The sequence below is a fragment of the Variovorax sp. AC194 genome (genome assembly GCF_979257995.1).
The window spans coordinates 3542048-3562163 of record NZ_OZ409823.1; the positions used below are offsets into that span (position 1 = coordinate 3542048).

Consider the following 20116-nt stretch of genomic DNA (forward strand, 5'->3'; position numbering starts at 1 on the left):
GCCATCGTCGCCCGGCGTGGCTCAGTGGGCGAGCGCGGGCGTGTCCCAGATCCGCGCCCGGTACTGCGCCGGCGGCAGGCCGAACCAGCGCTTGCAGGCCCGAAAGAAATTGCTGCTGTCGACGAAGCCGAGCATGTCCGCCACGTCGGTGAGCGTGTGGCGGTCTTCCGCCAGGTACTGCTGCGCGAGTTCGCGGCGGGTGCGGTCGAGCAGCGACTGGAACGACACCGACTCCTCCTGCAGCCGCCGCTGCAGCGTGCGTTCCGCAAGGCCCAGGCCCGCGGCCACGTCCTGCCGGCGCGGCTCGCCCTGCTGCAGGCGGCGCGCGATCTCGGCGCACACCAGGCTGCTGGTGGTGGTCTGGCCGAGCAAGGTCAGCTGGTCGTCCAGCAGGTGCTCCTGCATCTCGCCGAGCACGGGGTGGTGGGTGGGCAGCGGCATGGCCATGTCGGCGGCCGACAGCAGGAGGCGGTTGGCGGGCGCGTTGTAGCGGATCGGGCAGCCGAAGGCCTCGCGGTGCAGCCGGTCGTCGGCCGGCGCGGGGTAGACGAATTCCAGCGCCATCGGCTGCAGGTCGCGCCGCGTGAGCCACCGGCACTGCATGAGAACGGTCAGCAGCGCGTACTCCACGCGCTGGCGCGGAATGGGCAGGCTGCCGCCCGTGTGCGCCATCACCAGCCAGCAACCGCGCGCCTCGGGCTGCATCGCAAAGGCGGTCGCGTCCGAGATCACCGCCATGTAGCGCGTGAGCCGGGTGAGCGCTTCGCCCAGGTCCGCGCTGCACGACATGGCATGGCCGACCGTGCCCAGCTTGGTGTGCGTGGCGGCCAACTCGCGGTGCAGGCCCAGCGTGGGCTTGCCGGCGCGCGCCACGGCCAGTTGCCAGAGCACGGAGATCTCGTCGACTGGGATGCGTGCGTTCTGGCGGTGCAGCGAATCGGGGTCGAAGCCCGCGTCGCGCAAGAGCGAAGGCACGTCCAGGCCCTCGGCCTCGAACATCGAGAGCACGCCTTCGAGCCAGGCGGCCGAGCTGGTCCGCAGTTCCGGCTGCTGTGTGCAGCCCGGCCGGCGTTGCGGCCGGCGCTGTGCATGCGGCATGGAGGCTCCTGAAGTCATTGAATTGGCTCGCTTGCGATAGCGGGGGAAGCGCGGTCCGTTCCTAGAATTTTCTGGCGGGTCTGGCTGGCCGGAGTATGGCTGCCGGACACCGGTGCAGGAATTCCGATTAACCCGGTGTGGAGACAAACAATGAACAAGACAGAGACAACGGAAAACCAGGGCGCAAGCCGGCCCACGGCGGCCAAGGCCGTGGCCAGGGCCATGGCGGTGACGGCCTGTATCGCGCTTTCGGCGTGCGGCGGCGGCTCGGATTCCGGTTTTTCCTTCACACCGATCGTTCCCGCGCCGCCACCGCCGCCGGCCCCGCCACCCGCGCCTCCGGCCGACGGCCCCATGGTGCGCCAGACCACCGCCGGCAAGATCGAAGGCGTGGACGACAGCGCCAGGACGGGCACCCTGTTCTGGAAGGGCGTTCCGTTCGCCCAGGCGCCCGTCGGCGCCCTGCGCTGGGCGCCGCCCGCCGATCCGAAGGCCTGGGACGGCGTGCGCGCCGCGAGCCAGTTCGGCCGCAGCTGCGCCCAGGGCGGGCGCTATTTCAGCCCCGCGCCCGGCGACGCACCGTTTGGCCTCGGCAACCGCGAGGGCTTCGGCAAGCCGGTGGGCGACGAGGACTGCCTCACGCTCAACATCTGGCGCCCGGCCGGCGACGCCGGCAAGCTGCCGGTGATCGTCTACATCTACGGCGGCAGCAACATTTCGGGCTACACGGCCGACCCGGGCTACGACGGTGCCCAGCTCGCCAAGCGCGGCGACGCCGTCGTCGTGACGATCAACTACCGCCTGGGCGTGCTCGGCTGGCTCGACCTGCCGCAGCTCAAGACCGGCAACGCGAGCAACGACTCGGGCAACTTCGCGCTGCTCGACCAGATGCAGGCGCTGAAGTTCATCCAGTCCAACATCGGCGCCTTCGGCGGCGACGCGGGCAACGTCACGGTGATGGGGCAGTCGGCGGGCGCGGTCAATACCTGGGGGCTGGTCGTCTCGAGCGCGTCGGCGGGCCTGCTGCACAAGGCGGTGCCGCTGAGCGGCGGCATTTCCTTCGCGACGCGTGCCACCGCGCAGACCTATTCGAAGGCGCTGCTCAACGCGATCGCCATCGCCGAGGGCAAGGCCACCGACACCCCCTCGGCCAACGCCTGGGTCAGTTCGCAGACGGATGCGCAGATCGCGGCCTACCTGCGCGGCCTCCCGGCGGACCGGCTGCTGACCATCGTGCTCGCGAACCCGCAGCTGGGCAACGCGCCGGCGCCGATCGAGGACGGCGCCATCCTGCCGGTGAACTCGCGCGCCGAGGTCGATGCCGGCCGGTTCAACAAGGTGCCCATGCTGATCGGCAACACGCGCGACGAAGGCACGCTGTTCGCCAACCTGTTCGGCACCTTCACGGGGCAGGGCCTGGGCTTCAAGCCCACCGACTACGAGCGCTTCGGCCTGCAGTACAACTTCAACCCTGACGCGCCCGTGACGCTCACCGAGGCCGACCTGATCAACGCGCCCTACCTGCCGGTAGACAAGCCGCTGAATGGCTGGAAGGCGTCGTCGGATTTCGCGACCAACGCGATCTTCCTCAATGGCCTGCCCGCGCAGATCGACTCGGTGGCCAAGTACCTGCCGACCAGGACCTGGTACTACCGCTTCGACTGGAGCCAGCAGGTGGCGCCGTTCAACACCGTCTATGGCGCCACGCACGGGCTGGACACGGCGTTCATGTTCCACAACTTCGGCACCAGCATCTTCTCGTTCTCCTTCGGCGAAGCGAACCGGCCGGGGCGCGAGGCGCTGTCGGATGCGATGGTGGGGAGCCTGGCCGCGTTCGCGCGCAATGGCGATCCGAACCATCCGGGCCTGGGCGTGACCTGGCCCAACTGGCCGCGCAAGATCGTGCTGGACGCCAGCAAGACGCAACTGCAGAACAGCGCGCCTTGAGCACTGCGGGCGCATCGAGGCACATCACGGCGGCGGCGATGGCCGGTGCTGTGATGGCGAAGGTCATGTCACGCACGAGGTGCCTGCACGCTCCGGCGGGCGCCAGCTGTCGTCTTGACGACAGATCGGTCCTCCAAGACTGCGGGTTTCTGTCATTGTGCGAACGCACATAAATTGCGTGAATCGCCGTAGTCCGAGAAACCACTGAATTTTGTTGAAACAAGGAGCCTGTAGATGCTGGGTTTGATGCAAGACCAACCGCTTTTGATCTCGTCGCTGATCGAGTTCGTCGAGCGCCACAACGGCGACGGCGAGATCGTCTCGCGCCGTGTCGAAGGCGACATCCACCGCACCACCTGGGGCGGCATCGCATCGCGTGCCCGGCAGGTGGCCAATGCGTTGGACGGGGAGCAACTGCTCTTCAGCGACCGCATCGCCACGCTGGCCTGGAACGGCTACCGGCACCTGGAGCTGTACTACGGCGTGAGCGGCAGCGGCCGCGTGCTGCACACCATCAACCCGCGCCTGCACCCCGACCAGATCGCCTGGATCGCCAACCACGCCGAAGACCAGATCCTGTGCTTCGACCTCACGTTCCTGCCGCTGGTGCAGGCGGTGCACGCCAAGTGCCCCACGATCCGGAAATGGATTGCACTGTGTGATGCCGACAAGCTGCCGGCCGACAGCGGCATCCCCAACCTGGTGAGCTACGAAGGCTGGATGGGCGCGCAGCCGAACGCGTACGACTGGCCTACCTTCGACGAGAACTCCGCCTCGAGCATGTGCTACACGAGCGGCACCACGGGCAACCCGAAGGCCGCGCTCTACAGCCACCGCTCGACCATGCTGCACGCCTACGCCGCCGCCTTGCCCGACGTCATGCGCCTGTCGGCGCGCGACTCGGTGCTGCCGGTGGTGCCGATGTTCCACGTCAACGCCTGGGGCATTCCGTACTCGGCCGCGCTCGTGGGCTGCAAGCTCGTGTTCCCCGGTCCGGCGCTCGATGGCAAATCGGTGTTCGAACTGATCGAATCCGAAGGCGTGACCTTCGCGGCCGGCGTGCCCACCGTGTGGCAGATGATGCTGGGCCACATGCAGGCCGGTGGCCTGAAGTTCAGCAAGCTCAACCGCACCGTCATCGGCGGCTCGGCCTGCCCGCCGGCCATGATCACGGCGTTCCAGGAGAAGTTCGACGTCGAGGTGCTGCACGCCTGGGGCATGACCGAGATGAGCCCGCTGGGCACGCTCTGCACGCTCAAGAACAAGCACCTGTCGCTGCCGCCCGATGCGCAGTTGCAGATCCGCATGAAGCAGGGCCGCGCGATCTTCGGCGTGGACATGAAGATCGTCGACGGCGACGGCAACGAGCTGCCCTGGGACGGCAAGGCCTACGGCGACCTGCTGGTCAAGGGCCCCTGGATCGTCAAGGAATACTTCAAGGGCGAGGGCGGCGATCCGCTCATTCCCGATGCGCAGGGCCGCGGCTGGTTCCCCACCGGCGACGTCGCCACCATCGACGCCGAGGGGTACCTGCAGATCACCGACCGCAGCAAGGACGTGATCAAGTCCGGCGGCGAATGGATCAGCTCCATCGAGATCGAGAACATCGCCGTCGCGCACCCGGCCGTGGCCATGGCCGCCTGCATCGGCGTGTTCCATCCGAAGTGGGACGAGCGCCCGATCATCGCGGTCGTGAAGAAGCCCGGCGCCGAGGTCACGCGCGAGGAGCTGCTCAAGTTCTACGAGGGCAAGACCGCCAAGTGGCAGGTTCCCGACGACGTGGTCTTCGTCGAAGCCATTCCGATCGGCGCCACCGGAAAGATCCTTAAAACCAAGCTGCGCGAACTGCTCAAGGACTACAAGCTGCCCACGCTCTGACAACAGCCCCCGACACCACCGCACTGTCGCGCATGCGATAGGAAGACCGCTTCGGCGGGCTTCCTTCCGGGCAATCCCTGTGCGTGGAAAAAAGGGGCACTTGTACGCTGGCATCCCACCTCATTTACGCCTTTCATCCAGGAGACTCTTCATGCAATTTGCCCTCAAGTCGGTCGCTGCCTGTGCCCTGTTGGTGAGCGCCGCGGCCGCCTTCGCCCAGAAGGGCGAGACGGTCAAGGTCGCGTGGCTCGATCCGCTCTCGGGCCTGATGGCCGCGGTGGGCACCAACCAGCTCAAGACCACGCAGTTCCTGGCCGAAGAGTTCAACAAGAAGAATCTCTCGGGCGTGAAGTTCGAGATCATCGCGCTGGACAACAAGCTGAGCCCGCAGGAAACCACCGCCGCGCTGCGCTCGGCGCAGGACCAGGGCGCGCGCTACATCATGCAGGGCAACGGCTCGGGCCCGGCGCTGGCGATCATCGACGCCATCGAGAAGAACAACGCGCGCAATCCGGGCAAGGAGCTGCTGTACATGAACTACGCGGCGGTCGACCCCGACCTCACCAACAGCAAGTGCAGCTACTGGCACTTCCGCGTGGACGCCGACACCTCCATGAAGATGGAGGCGCTGACCACCTGGATGAAGGACCAGCCCGACATCAAGAAGGTCTACATCCTCGGGCAGAACTACGCGCACGGCGTGCAGGTGTCCAAGTTCACCAAGGAAGACCTGAAGGTCAAGCGCCCCGACATCCAGATCGTGGGCGACGACCTGCATCCGCTGGCCCAGGTGCGCGACTTCGCGCCGTACATCGCCAAGATCAAGGCCTCGGGTGCCGACACGGTCATCACCGGCAACTGGGGCTCGGACCTCTCGCTGCTCATCAAGGCGGCCAACGACTCGGGCCTGAACGTCAGGTTCCTCACGTATTACGCGCCGGGCGCCGGCACGCCGACGGCCATGGGTGCGACGTCCGACGGCAAGGTCTACACCGTGGCCTATGCCCACTACAACATGGGCGGCGAGATCCAGAAGCTGCTGGGCGGCTACAAGAAGAAGATGAACGACGACCTGACGCAGGCCTCGATCTACCACGTGTTCGCGCTGCTCGATGCGGCCTTCGCCCAGACCAAGTCGACCGACCCCGTGAAGGTGGCCGCCGCGCTCGAAGGCATGAAGATCAAGAGCTTCAACGGCGAGGTCGAGATGCGCAAGGCCGACCACCAGTTGCAGCAGGGCCTCTATATCTCGCGCTGGGAGAAGGCCAGCGCCAAGTACCCCTACGACGCCGAGAACACCGGCTACACGAACGTCCCCGTGAAGTACTACGAGTCGTATGTGGCGAGCACGCCGACGACCTGCCAGATGAAGCGCCCCTAGGCGTCTTTGTGAACGCATTTCCTACTCGCTGGTAGCAATGGTCTACCGGCGGGTAGCAATTGGAGAAATGCGCTGTCGCCTGCGCGATAGGAATGGGCCTTCGCGGCCACCCCCTTACGGGCATTCCCTGAGGGGAGGGGCTGCGAACGCTTGTACGCTCGTGCAAGGCTTTTTGATTCGGTTTGACCAGGAGAAATAGATCGTGAAGTTCGCTCTGAAAATCGCTACCGCAGCCATCCTTGCCGCGAGTGCCACCGGCGCTCTGGCCCAGAAGGGTGAGACCGTCAAGATCGCATGGCTGGACCCGCTCTCGGGTCTCATGGCCGCGGTGGGCACGAACCAGCTCAAGACCTTCCAGTTCCTGGCCGAAGAATTCAACAAGAAGAACGTGGCCGGCGTGAAGTTCGAGGTCATCGGCATCGACAACAAGCTGAGCCCCCAGGAAACCACCAGCGCGCTGCGCTCGGCCATGGACCAGGGCGCGCGCTACGTGGTGCAGGGCAACGGCTCGGGCCCGGCGCTGGCCATCATCGATGCGCTGGAAAAGCACAACGCCCGCAACCCGGGCAAGGAAGTGCTCTACATCAACTACGCGGCGGTCGATCCCGACCTCACCAACAGCAAGTGCAGCTACTGGCACTTCCGCCTGGATGCCGACACGTCCATGAAGATGGAGGCGCTCACCACCTTCATGAAGGACCAGACCGACATCAAGAAGGTCTACCTGATCAACCAGAATTACTCGCACGGCCAGCAGGTCTCCAAGTACGCCAAGGACAACCTCAAGAGCAAGCGCCCCGACGTGGAAATCGTCGGCGACGACCTGCACCCGCTCGCGCAAGTGCGCGACTTCGCGCCGTACATCGCCAAGATCAAGGCCTCGGGCGCCGACACCGTCATCACCGGCAACTGGGGCTCCGACCTTGCGCTTCTGATCAAGTCGGCCAACGACGCGGGCCTGAACGTCAAGTTCTACACCTACTACGCGGTGACCAACGGCACGCCGACCGCCATGGGCGCGGCCTCCGACGGCAAGGTCTACCAGGTGGGCTACAGCCACTACAACGCGCCGGGCCCGGTGCAGCCGCTGATGGGCGAATTCAAGAAGCGCTTCAACGACGACATGTACACCACCGACATCTACACGGTGTACGCGATGCTGAGCGAAGCGTTCGTGCGCACCAAGTCGACCGAGCCGGTGAAGGTCGCGGCCGCCATGGAAGGCATGAAGTTCAAGAGCTTCAACGGCGACGTGGAGATGCGCAAGGCCGACCACCAGCTGCAGCAGGGCCTGTGGATCACGCGCTGGCAGAAGGCCGACGCCAAGAACCCGTACAGCCCGGAGAACACCGGCTACACGCTGGCCCCGGTGAAGTACTACGAGCCCTACGTCTCGAGCACCCCGACGACGTGCCAGATGAAGCGACCCGGCGCCGCTTCCTGATCGAAGCCGCCACCTGACCGGTCGAGGCCCGACTTCAACACTCGGGCCTCTTTCTTTTTCACGCATCCGAAAGACCGATGAACGTCGAATTCTTCGTCATCTCGCTGCTCAACGGCGTGAGCTACGGCTTGCTGTTGTTCATGCTGAGCTCTGGCCTTACGCTGATCTTCAGCATGATGGGCGTGCTCAATTTCGCGCACGCGAGCTTCTACATGCTCGGCGCCTACATCGCCTACACGCTGTCGGGCATCGTGGGCTTCTGGCCGGCGCTGTTCCTTGCACCGCTGCTGGTGGGCATGCTGGGCGCGGGCTTCGAGCGCTACAGCCTGCGCCGGGTCCACAAGTTCGGCCACGTGCCCGAGCTTCTGGTGACCTTCGGTCTTTCCTACCTCATCCTGGAACTCGTGCAACTGGCCTGGGGCCGCTCGACCGTGCCCTACGGCCTGCCGACGCAGCTGCAGGGCCCGCTCTTCACGCTCTACGGCACGCAGTTCCCGAAGTCGCGCTCGTTCATCATGCTGGTGGCGGTGCTGATGCTGATCTCGGTGTGGCTGCTGCTCACGCGCACGCGCATCGGCCTGGTGATCCAGGCGGCATTGAAGCACCCCGACATGGTCGAGGCGCTGGGCCACAACGTGCCGCGCGTGTTCATGCTGGTGTTCGGCGGCGGCGCCGCGCTCGCGGGTCTCGCGGGCGTGATCGGCGGCAACACCTACGTCACCGAACCGGCGATGGCCGGCTCGGTCGGCACCATCATCTTCGTGGTGGTGGTGGTGGGCGGCATGGGCTCGCTGGCCGGGGCGTTCCTCGCGTCGCTGCTGATCGGCATCATCCAGACCTTCGCGGTGGCCATGGACCAGTCGCTGGCCACGGCGCTGCGCGCCATCGGCATGACCGTGACCGACCAGACCTTCGGCTACGAGCTGCTCAGGCTCACGATCTCGCAGGTCGCGCCGATCCTGCCGTACCTGTTCCTGGTGCTGATCCTCATCTTCCGGCCCAAGGGTCTTCTTGGAACCCGGGAGGACTGACCCCATGACCACTGCAACCACCCAGTACTACCGCTTCAAGCCCTGGAACATCGGGCGCTACCTGATCTGGACGCTGTTCGCCATCGTGCTGATCGTCTCGCCGCTGCTGTTCAAGAGCAGCCTGGCGCTCACGATGCTCTCGCAGATGGGCTACCTCATCATCATCTGCCTGAGCTACAACATCCTGCTGGGGCAGGGCGGCATGCTGAGCTTCGGCCACGCGGTGTACGTGGGCCTGGGCTCATTCCTGGCGATCCATGCGATGAACATGGGCGCCAAGGGCGGCATGCAGATTCCGCTGGTGCTCATTCCCCTGGTGGGTGGCCTGGCCGGCATGTTCTTCGCGATCTTGCTGGGTTTCGTGACCACCAAGAAATCGGGCACCACCTTCGCGATGATCACCATGGGCATCGGCGAACTGGTGGCCTCGATGGCGCTGATGTTCCCCAGCTTCTTCGGCGGCGAGGGCGGCATCACCACCGACCGCGTGTACGGCCCGACCTTCTTCGGCTTCAACTTCGGCTCGCAGATCCAGGTGTACTACCTGATCGCCGCGTACTGCTTCGTCTGCACCGCGCTCATGTATGCCTTCACGGGCACGCCGCTGGGCCGCATGCTGAACGCGGTGCGCGACAACCCGGAGCGCGTCGAATTCATCGGCTACAACACGCAGCGCGTGCGCTACTTCGCGTTCATCATCGCGGGCTTCTTCGCCGGCATCGGCGGGGGGCTGGCCTCGATCAACTTCGAGATCGTGAACGCGGCCGACAGCCTGAACGCCATCCGCTCGGGCGGCTACCTCTTGTTCACGTTCCTGGGCGGCGCGGTGTTCTTCTTCGGGCCGATCATCGGCGCGGTGCTGCTGGTGTTCGCATCGATCCTGCTGTCGGAACTCTCCAAGGCCTGGCAGCTGTACTTCGGCCTGGTGTTCGTGTTCATGGTGATGTTCGCCCCCGGCGGCATCGCCAGCCTGATCATGATGAACCTGCGCGTGGCCAAGTTCGGCAAGTTCGATCGCTTCTGGTGGCTGTACCTCGCGCTCGCCGTGGCGCTGGTTCCGGTCGTGGTCGGCGCGGCTGCGCTGATCGAGATGATCTATCACATCCAGCTCAACGCGGCGATGGGCCCGACGCTGAACTTCTTCGGCGTGGCGCTCGACACGACCGGCGTGGGCAGCTGGCTCGGCGCGGCGGTGATCCTGGTCATCGGCCTCGGTGCGCTGGAGGTGGCGCGACGCCGCTTCGTGCGTGTCTGGGGCCATGCGCAAGAAGAAATAGAAGCAGAAATCAAACGTCGGGAGGCGGCGTAAATGAGCGCGGTACACGGACAACATGCACTGGAACTGAAGGCGCTGCGAAAGAATTTCGGCAAGACCGAAATCATTCGCGGCGTGGACCTGGCGGTGAACGCCGGCGAACGCGTGGCCATCATCGGCCCGAACGGGGCGGGCAAGTCGACGCTCTTCAACCTCATCAGCGGTCGCCTCACGCCCACCAGCGGCGAGGTGCTGCTCAACGGCGAGCGCATCGACGGCAAGAAGCCCTACGAGATCAACCGGCTGGGGCTCTCGCGCAGCTTCCAGATCACCAACATCTTCCCCAAGCTGAGCGTGTTCGAGAACCTGCGCTGCGGTGTCCTCTGGAGCCTGGGCTACAAGTACACGTTCCTGCGCTTTCTCTCGAACCTGGACGATGCCAATGCGCGCACCGAGGAGCTCATCAAGCAGATCGGCCTGGAGCGCAAGCGCGACGTGCATGCGGTGAACCTCACCTATGCCGAGCAGCGCGCGCTGGAGATCGGCGTGACGATCGCGGGCGGCGCCGGCGTGATCCTGCTGGACGAGCCCACGGCCGGCATGAGCAAGACCGAGACCTCGCACTTCATCTCGCTCATCAAGCACGTGACGGTGGGCAAGACGCTGCTCACGGTGGAGCACGACATGGGCGTGGTCTTCGGCCTGGCCGACAAGATCGCGGTGGTGGTGTATGGCGAAGTCATCGCCTTCGACACGCCTGCTGCCGTTCGCGCGAACGCGCGCGTGCAAGAAGCCTATCTCGGGTCCTCGGTGGCCGACGCACAGGGGGCGGGACACTGATGCCCCCACATTCATCACTTCGTGTATTCATTGCCCCCCGAGGGGGCGAGGTCTCCCTTGGGGCGGCCCGGCGGGAAACCTGGACATGCTGAAGCTTCACGACATCCACGCCTACTACGGCAAGAGCCATGTGCTGCATGGCGTTTCGTTCGACGTCGGTCCCGGCGAAATCGTGGCGCTCCTGGGCCGCAACGGCTCGGGCCGCTCGACCACCGCCAAGGCCATCATGGGCCTGGTGCACGCCGAAGGCACGCTGCGCTGGAAGGACCAGGACATCCTGCGCAGGAAGGCCTACGAGATCGCCCACCTGGGCATCGGCTACGTGCCCGAGAACCGCGACATCTTTCCCAAGCTCACGGTGCACCAGAACCTGCTGCTGGGGCAGAAGGGCACGGGCAAGGGCAGCCGTTGGCAGTTCGACGACATGTACAACATGTTCCCGCGCCTGAAGGAGCGCCAGCACACCGAAGCGGGCGTGCTCTCGGGCGGCGAGCAGCAGATGCTCACGCTGTGCCGCACGCTCATGGGCGACCCCGACCTCATCATCATCGACGAGCCCACCGAAGGCCTTGCGCCCAAGATCGTCGAGCTGGTGGGGCAGTACCTGCGCACGCTCAAGGACAAGGGCATCTCGGTGCTCCTGATCGAGCAGAAGCTCACCATCGCGATGCAGATCTCGGACCGCGCGCTCGTGATGGGCCACGGCAGCATCGTGTTCGACGGCACGCCGGACAGCCTCCGTGCCGATGCCACCACTCGCAAAGAGTGGCTGGAAGTTTGATACTTGCGAGATCCGGGCATGCCCCGGATCCTCTTGTCCCGACAGCGACTGCGTGCCATTGTTGAGCCACGTTAAACGCCTAGAATCCCTCGAAAAAGAACACTCGTGCTTTTTCTTCTTTTTCTTCACACACCAAGGAACGCAGCATGACGGCTGAATACAAAGTGCTCGGCGATGTCGCCGTGATCACACTGACCAACCCTCCGGTCAACGGTCTCGGTTTCTCGACCCGCATCGGCATCACCGATGGCCTGGCCAAGGCCAATGCCGACGACGCCGTCAAGGCCATCGTCATCACCGGCGCCGGCAAGGCGTTCTCCGGCGGTGCGGACATCAAGGAATTCGGCACGCCCAAGGCGCTGCAAGAGCCCAACCTGCTGAGCGTGATCCTCACGCTCGAAGCCTCCCCCAAGCCCATCGTCGCAGCCATCCACTCCGTGTGCATGGGCGGCGGCCTGGAGCTCGCGCTCGGCTGCCACTACCGCGTGGCTGCACCGGGCACCAGCATCGCGCTGCCCGAAGTCAAGCTGGGCCTCATTCCCGGCGCCGGCGGCACGCAGCGCCTGCCGCGTGTGATCGGCGTGGAAACCGCCCTCAACATGATCGTGAGCGGCGAGCCTGTGAAGAGCGAACTGCTCGCGAGCCTGCCGGGCCAGAAGCTGTTCGACAAGCTGGCCGCATCGGCCGAGTCGGTGTTCGACGAGGCCGTGGCCTTCGCCAAGAGCGTGGCCGGCAAGACCGGTGAAGCGCTCCCGCTCGTGCGCAACCTGCCGTGCAAGCACCCGCAGGGCGACGCCTACTTCCAGTTCACCAAGAACATGGTGGGCGGCATGTCCAAGAACTATCCGGCGCCGCTCATGTGCATCGACGCGGTGCAGGCCGCCACGAAGATGAAGTTCGACCAGGGCATGGCCGAGGAGCGCCGCATCTTCACCGCACTGATGTTCACGCCCGAATCGCTGGCGCTGCGCCACCTCTTCATGGCCGAGCGCGCCGCGAGCAAGATTCCCGACGTGCCCGAAGACACGCCCAAGCGCGAGATCAAGTCGGTCGGCGTGATCGGCGCCGGCACCATGGGCGGCGGCATCTCGATGAACTTCCTGAACGCGGGCATCCCCGTGAAGATTCTCGAGATGAAGCAGGAGGCGCTGGACCGCGGCGTCGCCACCATCAAGAAGAACTACGAAGCACAGGTCAAGAAGGGCAAGCTCAAAGAGGACAAGTACGCGCAACGCATGGCGCTCCTGAGCACCACGCTGAGCTACGACGACCTGAAGGACGCCGACCTCATCATCGAGGCGGTGTTCGAGGAAATCGGCGTCAAGGAAAAGGTCTTCAAGGAACTGGACCGCGTGGCCAAGAAGGGCGCCATCCTGGCCTCCAACACCTCGACGCTGGACGTGGACAAGATCGCCTCGTTCACCGAGCGTCCGCAGGACGTGGTCGGCATGCACTTCTTCAGCCCGGCCAACGTGATGAAGCTGCTCGAAGTGGTGCGCGGCAAGGCCACCGCCAAGGATGTGCTCGCCACGGTCATGGCCATCGGCAAGAAGATCAAGAAGACCTCGGTGGTCTCGGGCGTGTGCGACGGCTTCATCGGCAACCGCATGATCGAGCAGTACTCGCGCCAGGCCGGCTTCCTGCTGGACGAAGGCGCGCTGCCGCAGCAGGTGGACAAGGCCATCGAGAAGTTCGGCTTCGCCATGGGCCCGTTCCGCATGGGCGACCTGGCCGGCAACGACATCGGCTGGGCGATTCGCAAGCGCCGCGCCACCGAGCGCGCCGACATGAAGTACAGCCGCACGGCCGACAAGCTCTGCGAGCTGGGCCGCTTCGGCCAGAAGACCGGGGCAGGGTGGTACGACTACCAGGCCGGCAAGCGCGATGCGATTCCCTCGGAGCTGGTCAACAAGATGATCGAGGACCACCGCAAGGAACTGGGCATCACGCCGCGCAAGATCTCCGACGAAGAGATCGTGCAACGCCTGGTGTATGCGCTCGTGAACGAAGGCGCGCACATCCTGGAAGACGGCATCGCCTCGAAGTCCGGCGACATCGACATGGTGTACCTCACGGGCTACGGCTTCCCGATCTGGCGCGGCGGCCCGATGCACTACGCATCGCAGGTGGGCCTGTACAACGTGGCCGAATCGATGAAGCGCTTTGCCAAGAACCCGCGCGACGACGCCGAGTTCTGGCAGCCCGCGCCACTGATCCAGAAGCTGGTGGCCGAAGGCAAGTCCTTCAGCTGAGACCGAACCGGGATCAAGACCGCCCATGTTGAAACGCATCTTCCTCGGGCTGCTGCTGGTGCTGCTGGCACTGGTGGCCGCCGTGGCGGTCAAGACCTGGACCACGCCATCGCAGCAACTGGCGGTGGCGCCCGCACCCAAGCTGGACATCGACCTGCAGGCAGCCGCCAGGCGGCTCTCCACGGCGATCACGTTCCGCACGGTGTCGGGCCTGGACGATCCGGCCGCCAACGCGGCCGAGTTCGACAAGCTGCACGCGTACCTCGAACAGCAATACCCGAAGGTCCACGCCACCCTCAAGAAGGAAGTGGTGGGCAACAAGGCGCTGCTCTACACATGGGCCGGCACCGACCCGTCGGCCAAGCCGGTCGCACTGATGGCGCACCAGGACATGGTGCCCATCGCCCCCGGCACCGAGAAGGCCTGGACGGTCGACCCCTTCGCGGGCGAGATCAAGGACGGCTTCGTCTGGGGCCGCGGCACGCTCGACAACAAGAGCAATCTTTTCGCGCAGATGGAAGCCATCGAGCTGCTCATCGGCGCCGGCTTCAAGCCCAGGCAGACCGTCTACCTCGTGATGGGCGACGACGAAGAGGTGAGCGGGCTGCGCGGCGCGCTGCCCATCGCCGAACTGCTCAAGTCGCGCAACGTGCGCCTGGACTGGGTGCTCGACGAAGGCCTGCTGGTGCTCGACGGCGTGCTGCCCGGCCTCTCGAAGCCCGCGGCGTTGATCGGCCTGGCCGAAAAGGGCTACGGCACCTTCTTCCTCTCGCTCGACACGGCCCCCGGCCATTCGTCGATGCCGCCGCAGCACAGCGCCATCGGCAGCATGAGCGCCGCGCTCGCCAGGCTCGAAGCCAACCCGATGCCCGGTGGCATCAAGGGCGTGGCCGGCCAGATGTTCGGCGCGCTCGCGCCGGAGATGAGCGGCGTGAACCGCGTGATGCTCTCCAACCTGTGGCTCACCGAGCCGCTGGTGCGCGGCCAGCTCGAGAAGAGCCCGAGCAGCAATGCCATGCTGCGCACGACGACCGCGCTCACCATCGTGCGCGCCGGCAACAAGGACAACGTGCTGCCCGGCCGCGCCGAGGCGGCCGTGAACTTCCGCATCCTGCCGGGCGACACCATCGACAGCGTCGAGGCGCACCTGCGCAAGGCCTTGGCCAACGACGACATCAAGATCAAGCGCTATCCCGGCAACTCCGAGCCGTCGCCTGTGTCGCCGACCGACAGCACCGGCTACCGCGCGATCCAGCAGGCCGTGCGCCAGACCTTTCCCGATGCCGTCGTGGCCCCGGGCCTCATGACCGCGGCGACCGACTCGCGCCACTTCAGCCTCGTGAGCGACGCCGTCTTCCGCTTCTCGCCGTTCCGCGTGAAGGGCGAGGACCTCGCGCGCTTTCACGGCAACAACGAACGCCTGGCCATCTCCAACTACGGCGAGATGATCGGCTTCTATCACCAGCTCCTGGGCAACACCAACGCTGCTCCGGCGCAATGACGACCACTCCTTCTTTTCCCTTCCATCTTCAAAGGACCTCACCATGACCAGCGCCGTCATTGTTTCCACCGCCCGCACGCCGCTCGCGAAGAGCTGGAAGGGTGCCTTCAACATGACGCACGGTGCCACGCTCGGCGGTCACGCGGTGCAGCACGCGATCTCGCGCGCCGGCATCGAAGCGGCCGATGTCGATGACGTCATCATGGGTTGCGCCACGCCCGAAGGCGCCACCGGCTCGAACATCGCGCGCCAGATCGCGCTGCGCGCCGGCTGCCCCGTCACCACCTCGGGCATGACGATCAACCGCTTCTGCTCCTCGGGCCTGCAGACCATCGCCACCGCCGCGCAGCGCATCATCGCGGGCGAAGGCGACGTGTACGTGGCCGGCGGCGTGGAGAGCATCTCGTGCGTGCAGAACGAAGCCAACAAGCACATGCTGGCCGACCCCTGGCTCGTGAAGCACAAGCCCGAGATCTACTGGAACATGCTGCAGACGGCCGAGCAGGTCGCCAAGCGCTACAACATCGGCCGCGATGCGATGGACGAATACGGCGCAGCCAGCCAGCAGAAGGCCACCGCCGCGCTCGAAGCCGGCCGCTTCAAGGACGAGATCGCCCCCATCACCGTGCTGGCCGGCGTGGCCGACCCGGTGCTGGGCCTGCGCACCAAGGAAGTCACCGTCGAGAACGACGAAGGCATCCGCCCCGGCACCACCAAGGAAGGCATCAGCGGCATCCGCTCGGCCATGCCCGGCGGGCTGATCTCGGCCGGCAATGCCAGCCAGTTCTCCGACGGCGGCGGCGCCTGCGTGGTGGTCGACGAGAAGTACGCGCAGCAAAAGGGCCTGAAGCCCCTGGGCCGTTTCCTCGGCTTCGCCGTGGCCGGCTGCGAGCCCGACGAGATGGGCATCGGCCCGGTCTTCGCCATTCCGAAGGTGCTCAAGCGCCTGGGCCTCACGGTCAACGACATCGACCTGTGGGAGCTGAACGAAGCCTTCGCGGTGCAGGTGATCTACTGCCGCGACAAGCTGGGCATTCCGGGCGACCGCCTGAACGTGGACGGCGGCGCCATCGCCGTGGGCCACCCCTACGGCGTGAGCGGCCAGCGCCTGACGGGCCACGCGCTCATCGAAGGCAAGCGCCGCGGCGCCAAGAAGGTGCTGGTCACGATGTGCATCGGCGGCGGCATGGGTGCCGCGGGCGTGTTCGAGGTTCTCTGACTCGCCCCCAGTCTGCGGCGCACTGAGTGTCGCCTTCGCCAACCCCCTTCCGGGGGCAACACCAGCGGCCCGGCTGAGCCGGTTCCGCGGTGTTTCACGAACGGGCCTGGCTTCGCCGGCCGATGAGCGCTGCCGGTGGAAGTCGGTGGCCTCCACATCAAGACCGATCATGAGCCTGCGTCCCACCCTCGATTTCCTGCTCTACGACTGGCTCGATGCCGAGTCGCTCAACAAAGCCGAGCGCTTCGCCGACCATTCGCGCGAAACCTTCGACGCGGTGCTCGACACCTGCGAGCGCATCGCGCGCGAGAAGTACGCGCCGTTCAACCGCACGGTCGACACGCAGGAGCCGCATTTCGACGGCGAGAAAGTCATCCTGCCCAAGGCCACGCACGATGCGCATAAGGCCTTCGTCGAATCGGGAATGATGAGCGCCGCGCAGGACTACGACATCGGCGGCATGCAACTGCCTTACACGCTGTCGGCCGCGGCCAACAGCTTCTTCGCGATGGCCTCGGTGAGCATCGGCTCCAACATGCTCACCAGCGGCAACGCCAACCTGCTGATGGTGCACGGCACCGAGATGCAGAAAGAGGTGTTCGCCAAGAACGAGTTCGCGGGCCGCTGGGCCGGCACCATGTGCCTGTCGGAGCCGCAGGCCGGCTCGTCGCTGAGCGACGTGGCCACGCGCGCGGTGCCCGATGGCGTGGACTTTCAAGACGACCCACTGGGCCCGCGTTACCGCCTCACCGGCAACAAGATGTGGATCTCGTCCGGCGACCACGAGCTGACCGAGAACATCGTGCACATCGTGCTGGCCAAGATCCCCGACGAGAACGGCAAGCTGGTGCCGGGCACGCGCGGCATTTCGCTGTTCATCGTGCCCAAGCGCATGGTCGACACCAAGGGCGAGCTGACCGGCGAGCGCAACGACGTGGCGCTGGCGGGCCTGAACCACAAGCTGGGCTGGCGCGGCACGACCAACACGCTCCTGAACTTCGGCGAGGGCAAGTACCCGGTCGACGGCAAGGCGGGCGCCGTGGGCTACCTCGTCGGCGCGCCGGGCAAGGGCCTGCACTGCATGTTCCACATGATGAACGAGGCCCGCATCGGCGTCGGCACAGCCGCGACCATGCTCGGCATGGCGGGCTACTACGCCTCGCTGGAGTACGCGAAGGGCCGGCCGCAGGGCCGCCTCGTGAAGAAGCCCGAGGCAGGCGCGGGCGGCCAGGTCGCGAAGGACTCGGCCAGCCCGCAGGTGCGCATCATCGAGCACGCCGACGTGCGCCGCATGCTGCTCGCGCAGAAGGCGTACTGCGAAGGCGCGCTGGCGCTGGAGCTGTATTGCGCCCGGCTGGTCGATACGCAGAAGACCGGCGACGCGCAAGCCGCCGACGACGCGCGCCTGCTGCTCGAAGTGCTCACGCCCATCGCCAAGAGCTGGCCCAGCGAGTGGTGCCTGGAAGCCAACTCGCTGGCGATCCAGGTGCACGGCGGCTACGGCTACACGCGCGATTTTCCGGTGGAGCAGTACTGGCGCGACAACCGCCTGAACATGATCCACGAGGGCACGCATGGCATCCAGGCGGCCGACCTTTTGGGCCGCAAGGTGCTGATGAAAAAGGGCCGCGGTATGCAGCTGCTGGCCGGCCGCATCACCGAGACCATCGGGCGCACGGCCAAGGTGCCCGCGCTCGCGGCGCATGCCAAGGCGCTCGCGGCCGCGCTGCAGCGCATCGGCAGCGCCACCGAGGCGGCTTGGTCCACCGGCGATCCGGCCGACGCGCTGGCCAACGCGGTGCCCTACATGCAGGCCTTCGGCCACACGGTGCTGGCCTGGCTCTGGCTGGACGTGGCGCGGCGCGCGCTCGAAATCGACGCGGACAAGGCGAGGGCGGTAACAGCTGGCAAGATCGGCGCCACGGACTACTTCTTCCACTACGAGCTGCCGAAAATCGGCGCCTGGCTCAACGTGGTCGAGAGCCGCGACCCGACCTGTACCGCTTTGCCCGAGGACGCTTTCTGACAATGGCCAACGCCACCCCCAACGAACCCACCCCTGTCAAACCACCGAAGCCGCACGCCCGGCTCGAAAAGTGGATCTGGATCCTGATCTACGGCGGCCTGTTCCTGGTGATCCTGGGGATCGCCACGGGCCGCACCGACACCGCGCTCGGCTGGTCGATGGCCGCGCCCGGCGGCGTGGTCGCGCTGGTGGGCGTCGTGCTCATCTACGTGCGTTCGCGCCTGAACGACAAGAAATAAGCCGAGAGAAGAAGAAGGCAAGACCATGCTCAAGCACATCGTGATGTGGAAGTTCAAGGAACACGCCGAGGGCGCCGACAAGGCGACCAATCTGCTCAAGGCCAAGGCGCTGCTCGATGCCTGCGCGAAGCTCTCGCCCGGCACGCACCGTTTCGAGGTGGCCATCGCCCAGCCCGGGCTGGAGGCCACCTACGACCTGGTGCTGTATTCGGAATTCACCGATGCCGCCGCGCTCGCGGCCTATGTGGACCATCCGCAGCACGTGGCGCTCAAGCCCTTCATCGGCGCCGTGCGCGAGGCGCGGCAGTGCATGGACTACGAAATCTGACCGCCCCGATCGACCTTCCAGAGAACACCGGAGACAACCCATGACCGCCCGCACGACCGCCCGCACCACCCAGCAACTCTTCGACCTCACCGGCAAGACCGCCCTCATCACCGGCGGCTCGCGCGGCCTGGGCCTGCAGATGGCCCACGCGCTCGGCGAGGCCGGCGCGAAGATCATGCTGAGCTCGCGCAAGGCCGACGACCTGGAGCAGGCCGCGGCCGAGCTGCAGGCCGCCGGCATCGACGCGCGCTGGATCGCCGCCGACTGCTCCAAGGAAGAAGACACCCGCCGCCTGGCCGACGAGACGCTGCAGCGCATGGGCGCGGTCGACATCCTCATCAACAACGCGGGCGCCAGCTGGGGCGCGCCGGCCGAGAGCCACCCGGTCGAGGCGTGGGACAAGGTGATGAACCTCAACGTGCGGGGCTACTTCATCCTGTCGCAGCAGATCGCCAACGGCTACATGATCCCGAAGAAGACGGGCCGCATCATCAACATCGCGTCGGTAGCCGGCCTGAACGGCAACCCGCCCGAGATGCAGACGCTGGCCTACAACACCTCCAAGACGGCGGTGATCGGCTTCACGCGCACGCTGGCGGCCGAATGGGGCAAGTACAACATCACGGTGAACGCAATCTGCCCCGGCTTCTTCATGACGAAGATGGCCGCCGGCCTGATCAACTCGCTGGGCGAAGAAAAAATGGCCGCCAAGGCGCCGCTCGGCCGCCTGGGCGACGACGAAGACCTGAAGGGCCTGACGCTGCTGTACGCGAGCGATGCCGGCAAGCACATCACCGGCCAGTGGCTGGCGGTGGACGGCGGCGTGAGCGTGGTCCTGGGCGCAGCGTAGAGTTCTCCCCCAGGCTGCGCGCACTTCGTGTCGCGCGCGCCTTCCC

16 protein-coding genes are annotated in these 20116 nt (G+C 66.0%); 15 read left to right on the forward strand and 1 reads right to left on the reverse strand.

What is annotated here, in order from left to right; translation table 11 throughout:
• Positions 1 to 21: 21 nt before the first annotated feature.
• Positions 22 to 1098 (reverse strand): AraC family transcriptional regulator, encoded by a 1077-nt coding sequence (locus ACZYRS_RS16975; protein ID WP_463420171.1) that lies wholly within the window; start codon positions 1096 to 1098, stop codon positions 22 to 24.
• 150 nt (positions 1099 to 1248) lie between these two features.
• On the opposite strand from ACZYRS_RS16975, the gene ACZYRS_RS16980 reads away from it, so the two are divergent.
• From ACZYRS_RS16980 to ACZYRS_RS17050, 15 genes are all read left to right on the forward strand, one after another.
• A complete protein-coding gene (locus ACZYRS_RS16980) occupies positions 1249 to 3045 on the forward strand; it encodes a carboxylesterase/lipase family protein (RefSeq protein WP_463420172.1) in 1797 nt (598 codons plus the stop codon).
• A gap of 234 nt (positions 3046 to 3279) precedes the next feature.
• Entirely contained in the window at positions 3280 to 4923 is a 1644-nt protein-coding gene (locus ACZYRS_RS16985) for a 3-(methylthio)propionyl-CoA ligase (protein ID WP_198788545.1), read from the forward strand.
• Positions 4924 to 5074: 151 nt separating this feature from the next.
• Positions 5075 to 6304 (forward strand): branched-chain amino acid ABC transporter substrate-binding protein, encoded by a 1230-nt coding sequence (locus ACZYRS_RS16990; RefSeq protein ID WP_198788546.1) that lies wholly within the window; start codon positions 5075 to 5077, stop codon positions 6302 to 6304.
• A gap of 202 nt (positions 6305 to 6506) precedes the next feature.
• Positions 6507 to 7748, forward strand: coding sequence for a branched-chain amino acid ABC transporter substrate-binding protein (locus ACZYRS_RS16995; RefSeq protein ID WP_463420173.1), 1242 nt, complete (start codon positions 6507 to 6509; stop codon positions 7746 to 7748).
• A 77-nt stretch (positions 7749 to 7825) separates the two neighbouring features.
• Positions 7826 to 8779: a branched-chain amino acid ABC transporter permease gene (locus tag ACZYRS_RS17000; RefSeq protein WP_198783675.1), complete on the forward strand. Its 954-nt coding sequence runs from the start codon at positions 7826 to 7828 to the stop codon at positions 8777 to 8779.
• Between the two features lie 4 nt (positions 8780 to 8783).
• A complete protein-coding gene (locus tag ACZYRS_RS17005; protein ID WP_463420174.1) occupies positions 8784 to 10088 on the forward strand; it encodes a branched-chain amino acid ABC transporter permease in 1305 nt (434 codons plus the stop codon).
• The gene (locus ACZYRS_RS17010; protein WP_198783677.1) at positions 10089 to 10874 is read left to right on the forward strand and encodes an ABC transporter ATP-binding protein; all 786 of its coding nucleotides are present in this window, start codon (positions 10089 to 10091) and stop codon (positions 10872 to 10874) included.
• A gap of 85 nt (positions 10875 to 10959) precedes the next feature.
• Positions 10960 to 11655 carry an ABC transporter ATP-binding protein gene (locus tag ACZYRS_RS17015; protein WP_198783678.1) on the forward strand — a complete coding sequence of 232 codons (696 nt, stop codon included), beginning with the start codon at positions 10960 to 10962 and terminating at the stop codon, positions 11653 to 11655.
• Positions 11656 to 11801: 146 nt separating this feature from the next.
• Positions 11802 to 13907 carry a 3-hydroxyacyl-CoA dehydrogenase NAD-binding domain-containing protein gene (locus ACZYRS_RS17020; RefSeq protein ID WP_198783679.1) on the forward strand — a complete coding sequence of 702 codons (2106 nt, stop codon included), beginning with the start codon at positions 11802 to 11804 and terminating at the stop codon, positions 13905 to 13907.
• A gap of 25 nt (positions 13908 to 13932) precedes the next feature.
• Positions 13933 to 15408, forward strand: a complete 1476-nt coding sequence (locus ACZYRS_RS17025; protein ID WP_463420175.1) for a M20 family peptidase — start codon at positions 13933 to 13935, stop codon at positions 15406 to 15408.
• Between the two features lie 43 nt (positions 15409 to 15451).
• A complete protein-coding gene (locus tag ACZYRS_RS17030) occupies positions 15452 to 16627 on the forward strand; it encodes an acetyl-CoA C-acyltransferase (RefSeq protein ID WP_463420176.1) in 1176 nt (391 codons plus the stop codon).
• Positions 16628 to 16796: 169 nt separating this feature from the next.
• The gene (locus ACZYRS_RS17035; protein WP_463420177.1) at positions 16797 to 18653 is read left to right on the forward strand and encodes an acyl-CoA dehydrogenase; all 1857 of its coding nucleotides are present in this window, start codon (positions 16797 to 16799) and stop codon (positions 18651 to 18653) included.
• A gap of 2 nt (positions 18654 to 18655) precedes the next feature.
• Positions 18656 to 18892: a hypothetical protein gene (locus ACZYRS_RS17040; protein WP_463420178.1), complete on the forward strand. Its 237-nt coding sequence runs from the start codon at positions 18656 to 18658 to the stop codon at positions 18890 to 18892.
• Between the two features lie 25 nt (positions 18893 to 18917).
• The gene (locus ACZYRS_RS17045) at positions 18918 to 19220 is read left to right on the forward strand and encodes a Dabb family protein (RefSeq protein WP_198783684.1); all 303 of its coding nucleotides are present in this window, start codon (positions 18918 to 18920) and stop codon (positions 19218 to 19220) included.
• Between the two features lie 40 nt (positions 19221 to 19260).
• Positions 19261 to 20070, forward strand: coding sequence for an SDR family oxidoreductase (locus ACZYRS_RS17050; RefSeq protein WP_463420179.1), 810 nt, complete (start codon positions 19261 to 19263; stop codon positions 20068 to 20070).
• Positions 20071 to 20116: the final 46 nt, after the last annotated feature.

Excerpts from the sequence above, each read along its gene's own strand:
- ACZYRS_RS17025 (WP_463420175.1), top strand. The coding sequence starts at position 13,933 with ATGTTGAAACGCATCTTCCTCGGGCTGCTGCTGGTGCTGCTGGCACTG.
- ACZYRS_RS17005 (WP_463420174.1), top strand. The coding sequence starts at position 8,784 with ATGACCACTGCAACCACCCAGTACTACCGCTTCAAGCCCTGGAACATC.
- ACZYRS_RS16980 (WP_463420172.1), top strand. The coding sequence starts at position 1,249 with ATGAACAAGACAGAGACAACGGAAAACCAGGGCGCAAGCCGGCCCACG.
- ACZYRS_RS17020 (WP_198783679.1), top strand. The coding sequence starts at position 11,802 with ATGACGGCTGAATACAAAGTGCTCGGCGATGTCGCCGTGATCACACTG.
- ACZYRS_RS16985 (WP_198788545.1), top strand. The coding sequence starts at position 3,280 with ATGCTGGGTTTGATGCAAGACCAACCGCTTTTGATCTCGTCGCTGATC.
- ACZYRS_RS17030 (WP_463420176.1), top strand. The coding sequence starts at position 15,452 with ATGACCAGCGCCGTCATTGTTTCCACCGCCCGCACGCCGCTCGCGAAG.
- ACZYRS_RS17045 (WP_198783684.1), top strand. The coding sequence starts at position 18,918 with ATGCTCAAGCACATCGTGATGTGGAAGTTCAAGGAACACGCCGAGGGC.
- ACZYRS_RS17040 (WP_463420178.1), top strand. The coding sequence starts at position 18,656 with ATGGCCAACGCCACCCCCAACGAACCCACCCCTGTCAAACCACCGAAG.
- ACZYRS_RS17010 (WP_198783677.1), top strand. The coding sequence starts at position 10,089 with ATGAGCGCGGTACACGGACAACATGCACTGGAACTGAAGGCGCTGCGA.
- ACZYRS_RS17000 (WP_198783675.1), top strand. The coding sequence starts at position 7,826 with ATGAACGTCGAATTCTTCGTCATCTCGCTGCTCAACGGCGTGAGCTAC.
- ACZYRS_RS17015 (WP_198783678.1), top strand. The coding sequence starts at position 10,960 with ATGCTGAAGCTTCACGACATCCACGCCTACTACGGCAAGAGCCATGTG.
- ACZYRS_RS16975 (WP_463420171.1), bottom strand. The coding sequence starts at position 1,098 with ATGCCGCATGCACAGCGCCGGCCGCAACGCCGGCCGGGCTGCACACAG.
- ACZYRS_RS17050 (WP_463420179.1), top strand. The coding sequence starts at position 19,261 with ATGACCGCCCGCACGACCGCCCGCACCACCCAGCAACTCTTCGACCTC.
- ACZYRS_RS17035 (WP_463420177.1), top strand. The coding sequence starts at position 16,797 with ATGAGCCTGCGTCCCACCCTCGATTTCCTGCTCTACGACTGGCTCGAT.
- ACZYRS_RS16990 (WP_198788546.1), top strand. The coding sequence starts at position 5,075 with ATGCAATTTGCCCTCAAGTCGGTCGCTGCCTGTGCCCTGTTGGTGAGC.